Origin of the sequence: Bacillus cereus group sp. TH152-1LC, assembly GCF_027710505.1 — a bacterium.
In the GTDB taxonomy this organism is placed as follows: Bacteria; Bacillota; Bacilli; order Bacillales; family Bacillaceae_G; genus Bacillus_A; species Bacillus_A mobilis.
Genome location: NZ_JAQFNK010000053.1, coordinates 1 through 8493 on the forward strand (window position 1 = coordinate 1; position 8493 = coordinate 8493).

Consider the following 8493-nt stretch of genomic DNA (forward strand, 5'->3'; position numbering starts at 1 on the left):
ACACGGAAGTTAAGCTCTCTAGCGCCGATGGTAGTTGGGACCTTGTCCCTGTGAGAGTAGGACGTCGCCAAGCAACTGTAAGACGAGTCAGTATGACTCGTCTTTTTTGTATGCTTTCATACCTCTGTTAATTGCTTGTTTAACTCCTTCTAAATAGGCAAATCCATGCTTTTTATCTGGTTCTAAGTAAGTACCTTCTGCCCACTCATTCCACGCATTAATAAATAAAAACTCGCTATCATAAAGGGAGAACGTACGGTGAATTTGTTTGCTTAAATATATTGTGAACTTCTCAGGGGTAGAGCCTACAAAGATGCTGCTATTTAAGTCTTTGCGGCGTGCTGTGTTGTCCCAGTCAACAAAGGCACCGGGAAATGTTTTTTTCTTTGGAGGAGATCGCTTTAGTATATACATCCACACTTTATCATAATCCCAAGCGTTTATTTGTTTACCAGATTCATATATTATCTTATTGATGTCTGAAGAGCTATCATGAGCAATTGTATAAAAAGGCTCGAATTGAATGCTAGCATCGAATCCATTTATATTAGGAAGTGGAAAGCTGTTTAATGTTTCTACAAAGTATATACCTTTCAAACCATGTTCTTGTGCGAGTGTATCCCAGTAATTTAGCATTTGCTCACAATCAGGGATGTGCCCAGGACGATAAATAATAAATAGTGGTTTATCATCTATACGGATATACCTCTCATCTTGGAAAGCTTGCAATAAATACTCAAAGTGTTCTTTCCAATCTGATGATTCTCCGTAATCTTGAGGCATTAATATGTGACTATCAAGACCATCCCAAGTTTTTGTCCACGGTTCATTTGCCCAAGAAAGGCAAAATGGAAAATCTGGTTCCTTCATCTGAAGTACCTCATTAAATGGTGTCTCCAATAGCCTTTTTCCTTTAAACCAGTAATGGTAATAACAAAAACCATATATGCCGTGTGCTTTGGCGATTTCTGCTTGCCACTTTCTTACGGATGGGGTGGTTAAGTCGTAATAAAAATCTTGATAAGGTTCTCTAGGTTGATAATGTCCTGAAAATAAAGGTCGTGCACTTTTCGTATTTGTCCATTCAGTAAAACCTTTTCCCCACCATCGGTCATTTTCTTTTATTTGATGAAACTGTGGTAAGTAAAAAGCGATTATTTTCAAGATATATCCCCCTTATGTTCTTCGTAGTTCAAGTGGTGGGAAGTTACTTTTGGTTTTTTGGATCTAGTTTAAAGCGCGAGATATGTTATTTACTTACTGTTTGTGTATGCTCCATAATGAATTCATTTTTACAGTTTGCTCGATATAGATGAGATAAAAAATGATTTTCATTATGAAATTACGCGCATTATCATGAATGAAAAGGATTAATCTTTTTGGAGAACAAATAGGGCTTGGGGTAATCGGTTTACATCATCAAAAAAGTCCCGTAGCTTTAAATACTTCTCATAGTGATTTTCAATATAAGTTCTAGGTATAACGGTTTCCCCGTAGAAGCTACTATTTCTAACATCTCCAGCTCCCGTAGGGCTGTGGACAAAATTTCCGCTTTCATAATCCGAGATGGCACGATTTATATCTGGAAAAGCTTGAGATAAAGTTTTATGCCATCCCGTTTGAATTAATTCAGGGTGTTCCTTAAATTGTTGACAGAAATCGAGAAAATAGCGTGCTTGTGTTGTGGCGATGAAGATTCCACCTGGACGAAGAACTCTTGAAAATTCCTTTATCCAATTTTCTGCAGTTTCTTCGGATAAATGTGAGAATACAGAATAAGCGAATATGATGTCTAATGAATTATCATTAATAAATTCTACAGGAGGTTGTGGGGGAGCTAGTTTATATCTGCCTCTTCCTAACGTTTCATTACAAAGGTTAATCATTACAGGGTCTACATCAATACCAAGTAAATTTTTATGGCGAACATCTTTGAAAAAGAAGCGTATGATTCTTCCCCATCCGCAACCGAAGTCTAAAATTTTCCGTTCTTTATTCAAGGGAACGCCTAAATTATGGGCATATGTTTTTACAAGGCTATAAAACAAATATGCTTCATAAAGAGCATGTTCATAGGAAGCACCTACAAACTGTTGTTGAATTTCTTCAGGGGGGAACGTAGGTACTGGGATGCCATTTATCTTTGTTTGGGAGCAACTTTGTATAAATAGATTTAGAAGTTCAATATCAGATAGTGGACTAACAAGGTTATCAAATTCACTTCCTAACTTAAAGTTATTCATTTGTTAAACCCCCGAATGCTGTAGTGATTAACAGCTACTTACATGTTTTTTTACTAACAAAAACATGTAAAAATTCAGCATCTAACCCAAGTGATCTATCCTTTTGTAAATAAACAATGGTATACATATTTGCATGTTTATAAATATATTCAATCATATCTTGACCCCAATCAAATGTTACTAAAGACCCATTCTCATCAATAGGATTACCATGATAAATCGGCTCTTCCATATACTCAATTCCTTCTTTATTGATTCTTGCTCTTTGCAAAGTCCTTGGGAGTGTGTGATACCAAGGGACAGTAAATACATGAGCGCCGCCAGGCTTTAATACACGCTCTATTTCTTTAAAGGCTTTGTTTGGTTCCATTACATGTTCAAAGACATCTTGAGTAATGAATAAATCAAAAGATTCATTTTGAAAAGTCATGTCTTCTAAGTTCTCGCATCTAATTCCTTGAAAGTATTGGCCAAGAGGATAGTTTTTAAAGTATTGAGAGTATGTATAGTTTTTGCAGTTTTTTATTAGTAGTTGAGTTGTAATCCCTCCAGGAGAGGATTCGTGGATATGATAGGAACCCCATTTTGGAAAAAATGTATTTAAAACATGGATTAGAGCTCGCTGCCTTGGTATAGAGTGGCATGTAGAACATAAGTAATGATCTCTGAGCCAATCATTATGCTCTATAAATGTAGCTTTTTTCTCACAAATAACGCAATATCCATTATTGTGCTTCAAATTACCTTCCACATGACATCACTCCTGTGTAAAAAATGCATATGACACATGCGTCAACAATCAGTGAACTCAAAGAGAGTGGGTGAAATTTAGGGAATCAATTGGGAGAAGGGAATAATTAGCGGTGGAGAACCCCGCGCTAATTAAAGTTTCACTTTATGCTATGCGATACATTTGCTTTTATTCATTGAAGAATGTATCGATTTAAAATATCCCTTTTGTGTACGGATACATTTCAAAGTCTTGTGCATATATTTCTGTAACTAACGCCATGGTCTCTTCATCATAAAAACTTTCATATGTTGGAAAGCGAGGGAAGGCGGCATCCGTAATGCTGAGCTCTGCATAGCTTCCTGTATAAAGCATTTTATGAGCGCGATGATGATCTGAATTTGCAAGTAGCGCTAAATTGGATTTAATCAAATCGTACGTATGTTCTAGTTTGGTGATTTGAGTATTAAAATCTTCTAAAGGAATATAGTATTGGATGAATTTTTCTTCACCTGGAACGTATTGTTGGCTAAAATGTATGTCCATTGCTAGGGAATTGGAACCGAATGCTCGAACGTAATATAAAAATTGTTTAAATGATATTCCTCGGTTACTATATTTGTCATTATATAAATAATGGCGGATACTTTCCCATTGAGGGCTAGCATATGGATTGTCAGCAAGTAATAAAAATGAGCTGACAGCCCTTGTATAGGGATTCCGTACAAGTTTACAAACATCTTTATTTGATGCTAGAAGACTATTTTGTAACTCTGGTATGTAATTTATATTGTTTTTATATACCCAGAACTCATAGTAATGAATAAAGTCATGGTATTTCTTTGCTTCATTAAACAATCCAATTTGAAAAAAGAACCAATTAGCTAAAGTAGTGCATCCGCTTCTATGGCTCCAGAATAGTATAAGGGGAAAGTCTTTATGGAAATGTGGAATTCGATCTTTATGTAGGATTACCTGATTTAAAAGTTCTTGATTTACATTCTTCATAAATGTAGTGCTCCTTTTTGAAAGTTTTATTTATAGAGAGGGAAAGCTTTTACTAATCCAATATATTCATAGGGATGAGTAAATATTATGAGTGTTTTTTTCGGTTAGCTTATATAAGGTAGTAATCCTAAAAGGAAAATATAAAATAAAGATAATGAAAATTTATTAGGGGCATACAATTATAAGAGAATAAATAATAGAAGTGAATAAGTTCATTTATTTGTATTTCTAGGTGTGATAAGCAAAAATCTTATTACTAGAGAGGATACTATGAGGAAGAATAATTATTTAATAGTAGGTGGAAATAGTTTCATTGGTATTAACCTCGCGTTCGGTTTATTAAAACAAGGTCAAAATGTAAAAGTATTTTCCAGACATATAAATAATTTCCCTCAAAATATTATAAGTGAGGTTGAGTTTATTAAAGGTGATTTAGCAAATGTTGATGATATTTATAAAGCTTTAGTGAACGTGGATATTATTATTTATTTAGCTGCAACGTCTAATGTAGCAACTTCAATTGAAGATGTTTTTGGAGATATAAACAGTAGCTTTTTTTTTCTTAACTTCATGGAAAGCGTTAAAAATTTCCCTATTAAAAAAATTGTATTAGCATCTTCTGGAGGCACGGTTTACGGTGAACCTGAATATTTACCTATTGATGAGGAACATCCGTTAAAACCACTTTCTCCTTATGGAATAACAAAAGTGTCGCTTGAAAATTATTTGTACTTTTATAAGAAAAAATATGGAATGGATTATGTTGTATGTAGATATTCTAATCCATATGGAAAATATCAAAATCCTTTAAAGAAAGTTGGGGCGATAAATTGTTTTTTGTATCAGCATCTCAGTAATGAAAAGATTAATATATATGGGAATCCACAAGAGATTATTCGAGATTATATTTATATCGATGATTTAGTTGAAATCACTATACAACTATCACAATTAAATCGTTTGAAATCTTGTGTGTATAACATAGGGAGCGGCAAGGGTCTCTCTTTAAAACGAATTATAGTAGAATTGGAGAAATTAACGGAACGAAAAGTGGACTTTATCTGCTATAAACAAAGGCAAGAAAATGTTCGAAAAATCATTTTAAATATAGATAGAGTAAGACGAGAATGTAATTGGGAACCGAAAATAGATTTCAAAAGTGGAATTAGATTAAATAAGCTATGGATTGAAGAGTTTTTATATAGTAAAAAATAATAAACCATGCCCTACTTCTGTATAAGTAGAGCGTGGTTTATTATTTTATTTCTTTTTTTATTACCCAAAGATCCTGATGTTCCCACCAAAAACCTTCAGTGTATTTTTTGATGATAGGGTTATAAGGTAATAATTTAATTTTGTCACATACGTAAGAGGGGCTAACGATCGTTTGCCCGTATTGATGAACATCTAAATCCAGTTGTTCACTAGAGGGGAGAAACCAATAACCCTGTTCATTTAAATCGGGAAAGCCGAAGTACTTTTTACTTTGATATCCATGAGTTGTGAAAATGAATAATCCTCCAGGGGAAACAGTATTATACAATGTTTGAAGCCAACGAAACCAAGTTGTATCAGGCATATGAGAAAAAAAGGATAGACAAAAGACGATATCATACGTAGACGAGGCCAATTTTACTTGTTCAGGTTCAGGGTGAGATAAGATAGAAGAAGTATTTAATGTGTTTTCAATAAAAGTAATAGCCTCTTCATGTATATCACAGGTAGTTATACTTAAGTTCGTTTGTAAGTTTAATAAATGACGTGTTACGCATCCATACCCGGATGCGAATTCTAATAATTGAATTGGAGTGTTTACAGGAGGATGAAAGGAAGTAATTAAATCTAAGAGTGTTTCTGCTGATTTTCTTCCATCTTTAAAATAATAATCTATCGCTTCTTTTTTAGACGGAAAGACTGGATTCGTGACAAGGAATTGAAAGATATGATCCTCTGGATGGATACTTGCATTTACATTGTAGTTGTGTGCCATTTGAGAAATCAAATCTTTATTTGCCTCTATAAATTCTTTCAATGAGTAACCCCCTTAAATGATAGTAAAATCTTACAAGAGATACTAATGGTCAGGAAAATATATAATTAAATCTTCAAATATGCTTTAAGGTATTTTCTATATGTGTACATTTTCTTTTTTGAAATGTCGTCGATAGTAAAGGTTTCTTTAATGAAATTCTGCATTTGTACAACTTCACTGTAATGGGAATATGAATCTTCTGTTCTCGTTACGCTATTTGTATGTCGTCTATGATAGTTTAGCGGTTTTGGATTGAAATAAATGTCCCCCTCTTTAAGGATAGAAACATAGAAAAACCAATCACCAGCTACTTTGAACTTTTCTAATTGTTTTGCTGTTGTTTTCATGTCTATGTTTTTAAAAACTACACTTGAGACATTAGGTATCGTGTTTTTGATCAGTAACGTATCTCGTATTTCATCTATCCCTTTTCGGAAATAAGGACGCTGCCATTTTACTTTATCAATATCATTTGTGTAGTCCAAATAATGATTGGCCAGGATATTTCCTTGTTCATCTATTTGTTTTGATTGTGTGTAGCCTAAGGTAACATCATTATTTATATGAAACCCTTGTATTACTTCTTCTAAAAATGTCTGATCACATAAGTCATCAGCCTCTGCAATCCAAATGTAATCACCAGTTGCTGCAGAGACGCCTTTTATCCATTGTTTAAATACAGAACCAGAGTTTTTATCATTAATAATTTGCTTAACTTTTAGGTGGGGCTTATTTTCGTTTGAGAGCAGCTTTTCAAATGTAGATACACTATTGTCAGTAGAGGCATCGTCTAGGAAAATTAGTTCGTAAAGGGGATAGGTTTGGTTGAATATGGATTTAACCCGGTCAGGTAAGTATTTTTCGTAATTATAGTTCGGTACAATGACGCTTATTTTTTTATAATTATGCTCAAGCAGGTTTAACAATTTATAAATGTAAGGAAGAAAGTTGAAATCTTTTTCAATAAGTTCTTGGCCAAAGCTACCTTTTTGTAATCGTAAATCTTCATCTCCAAGAAATTCATAGATTCTTTCCAGCATCATCGGTAAGTTTAAATAGTCTACTAATGCGCCAGTTTGTTCCGTAACAACATCTTCAAAACCTCCAGCGTTTTTAAACCCTATAACAGGGACTTTTGTATCTAATGCTTCTAAAACAACGTTGGGAAAAGGATCTTCTCTTGAAGTTAATAAATATAAATCAGCCCCGGCGTTATATAAACCGATATCTGGAGTAGGATCCACTAATGTGAAATGTGCTGTATATCTTGGGGATAGCGTGTTTAAGAAGTGAACGTCTGTTCTCCCGACCCAGATAAAATGAATATTCCTATGAACCTTTCTTACTGAGTAAGCAATAAGTGAGAATAAATCTATCCCTTTTCGATGATCAGCGAAACCTACTCCCAAAATGATTTTACTATCTAGAGGCAGGTTGTGTTTTTTTCGTAATTCGTTTCTAGCTTTTGCAATATTGTTCTTATAAGGATTATGGTTAAATAAACCTTGAGGGAGGATATGGCACTTCTTATGATCTAATTGGGTGATTGTACGGAATTTTTCATATACGTATTGTGAAGGAAAGACTATTTTGTAAGCAGACTCGGTAATATTTCTCGCTTTTTCTTCGGCAGAGTACTGTTGTATTAAATGCGGCAATTCATGTATTAATGAAATAACTTTTATATTGTGTTTAGCTAGTAATGCAACTATATCACCACTTATGACGGTACTACATATCGCGATGGTATAGCCTTGTGATGCTAACTTCTTTATTAATAATTCGACATTTCCTTCCGTTGGGTAGTCTTTCTCTAGACAATAAACAGGACCATACTTTTGAAAATCGTGGATTAAAATACCTGTTCCAATCGAAATAATTGCGACGGAGTAATGAAAGTTTTCTTTAAGAGCTTTAATGGTATGTAAAGAAAGCAGCTGTGCTCCGTGGAAATGGGCATCATGGGATACATAAATGATCTTCTTATTAACATGCATTTCATAACGCCTCCTAAGTTAATTAGATTTTAGTAAATGTGTGGTGTATTTATAATTTCTAGAGAGAAGTGGTAGGAGATAATTGTGACTGCAGCAGGAATGTACTCGAAATAAAAAGTGCTACTTTTAATATATATTTGCTTGGTTTGATATTCATTCTTTAGAAAGGTGTAAGAGGTAAGTAAGAGAGTATAAAGTGTCAGTTATGAAAGTGACTGCAGCAGTTTATAAATCTCTAGGTACGAGGTTATAAACGAAGAAGGTTTAAGCCCCTTTATAATTTATAAAATAAAAAGGATAAAAAGTATTGACGATTAGAGTATAGAGGTGTAATATAGAACAAGTCGCCGATGACATTAACGTCGAAAGCGACAAACAAAAATAAAAAACTTAGTTGACATTAACTAACGAAGATGTTAACATAAGGAAGTCGCAAATGAGCGACCAAGTAGTTCTTTGAAAACTGAACGAAACAAACAACGT

7 protein-coding genes are annotated in these 8493 nt (G+C 33.9%); 1 reads left to right on the plus strand and 6 read right to left on the minus strand.

Annotated features, from left to right (window positions below; genetic code table 11):
• Positions 1 to 87: 87 nt before the first annotated feature.
• The 4 genes from PDL00_RS34310 to PDL00_RS34325 form a co-directional block, all read right to left on the minus strand.
• Positions 88 to 1164 (minus strand): glycosyltransferase WbsX family protein, encoded by a 1077-nt coding sequence (locus tag PDL00_RS34310; RefSeq protein WP_242257337.1) that lies wholly within the window; start codon positions 1162 to 1164, stop codon positions 88 to 90.
• Positions 1165 to 1370: 206 nt separating this feature from the next.
• Positions 1371 to 2243: a class I SAM-dependent methyltransferase gene (locus PDL00_RS34315; protein ID WP_270733809.1), complete on the minus strand. Its 873-nt coding sequence runs from the start codon at positions 2241 to 2243 to the stop codon at positions 1371 to 1373.
• 34 nt (positions 2244 to 2277) lie between these two features.
• The gene (locus PDL00_RS34320) at positions 2278 to 2994 is read right to left on the minus strand and encodes a class I SAM-dependent methyltransferase (protein WP_242257339.1); all 717 of its coding nucleotides are present in this window, start codon (positions 2992 to 2994) and stop codon (positions 2278 to 2280) included.
• A 192-nt stretch (positions 2995 to 3186) separates the two neighbouring features.
• The gene (locus PDL00_RS34325; RefSeq protein ID WP_242257340.1) at positions 3187 to 3981 is read right to left on the minus strand and encodes a sulfotransferase family 2 domain-containing protein; all 795 of its coding nucleotides are present in this window, start codon (positions 3979 to 3981) and stop codon (positions 3187 to 3189) included.
• 270 nt (positions 3982 to 4251) lie between these two features.
• Between PDL00_RS34325 and PDL00_RS34330 the strand changes: the two genes are divergently transcribed.
• On the plus strand, positions 4252 to 5196 hold the full coding sequence (locus tag PDL00_RS34330) for an NAD-dependent epimerase/dehydratase family protein (protein WP_242257341.1): 945 nt from the start codon (positions 4252 to 4254) through the stop codon (positions 5194 to 5196).
• Positions 5197 to 5236: 40 nt separating this feature from the next.
• Here PDL00_RS34330 and PDL00_RS34335 read toward each other — a convergent pair whose 3' ends face one another.
• A complete protein-coding gene (locus PDL00_RS34335; protein ID WP_270733810.1) occupies positions 5237 to 6013 on the minus strand; it encodes a class I SAM-dependent methyltransferase in 777 nt (258 codons plus the stop codon).
• A gap of 65 nt (positions 6014 to 6078) precedes the next feature.
• On the minus strand, positions 6079 to 8010 hold the full coding sequence (locus tag PDL00_RS34340) for a glycosyltransferase (RefSeq protein WP_270733811.1): 1932 nt from the start codon (positions 8008 to 8010) through the stop codon (positions 6079 to 6081).
• Positions 8011 to 8493 lie beyond the last annotated feature (483 nt).

What these genes read in the sequence shown, in the direction of transcription:
- PDL00_RS34340 (WP_270733811.1), bottom strand. Translation starts at nt 8,010, where the DNA reads ATGCATGTTAATAAGAAGATCATTTATGTATCCCATGATGCCCATTTC.
- PDL00_RS34325 (WP_242257340.1), bottom strand. Translation starts at nt 3,981, where the DNA reads ATGAAGAATGTAAATCAAGAACTTTTAAATCAGGTAATCCTACATAAA.
- PDL00_RS34315 (WP_270733809.1), bottom strand. Translation starts at nt 2,243, where the DNA reads ATGAATAACTTTAAGTTAGGAAGTGAATTTGATAACCTTGTTAGTCCA.
- PDL00_RS34330 (WP_242257341.1), top strand. Translation starts at nt 4,252, where the DNA reads ATGAGGAAGAATAATTATTTAATAGTAGGTGGAAATAGTTTCATTGGT.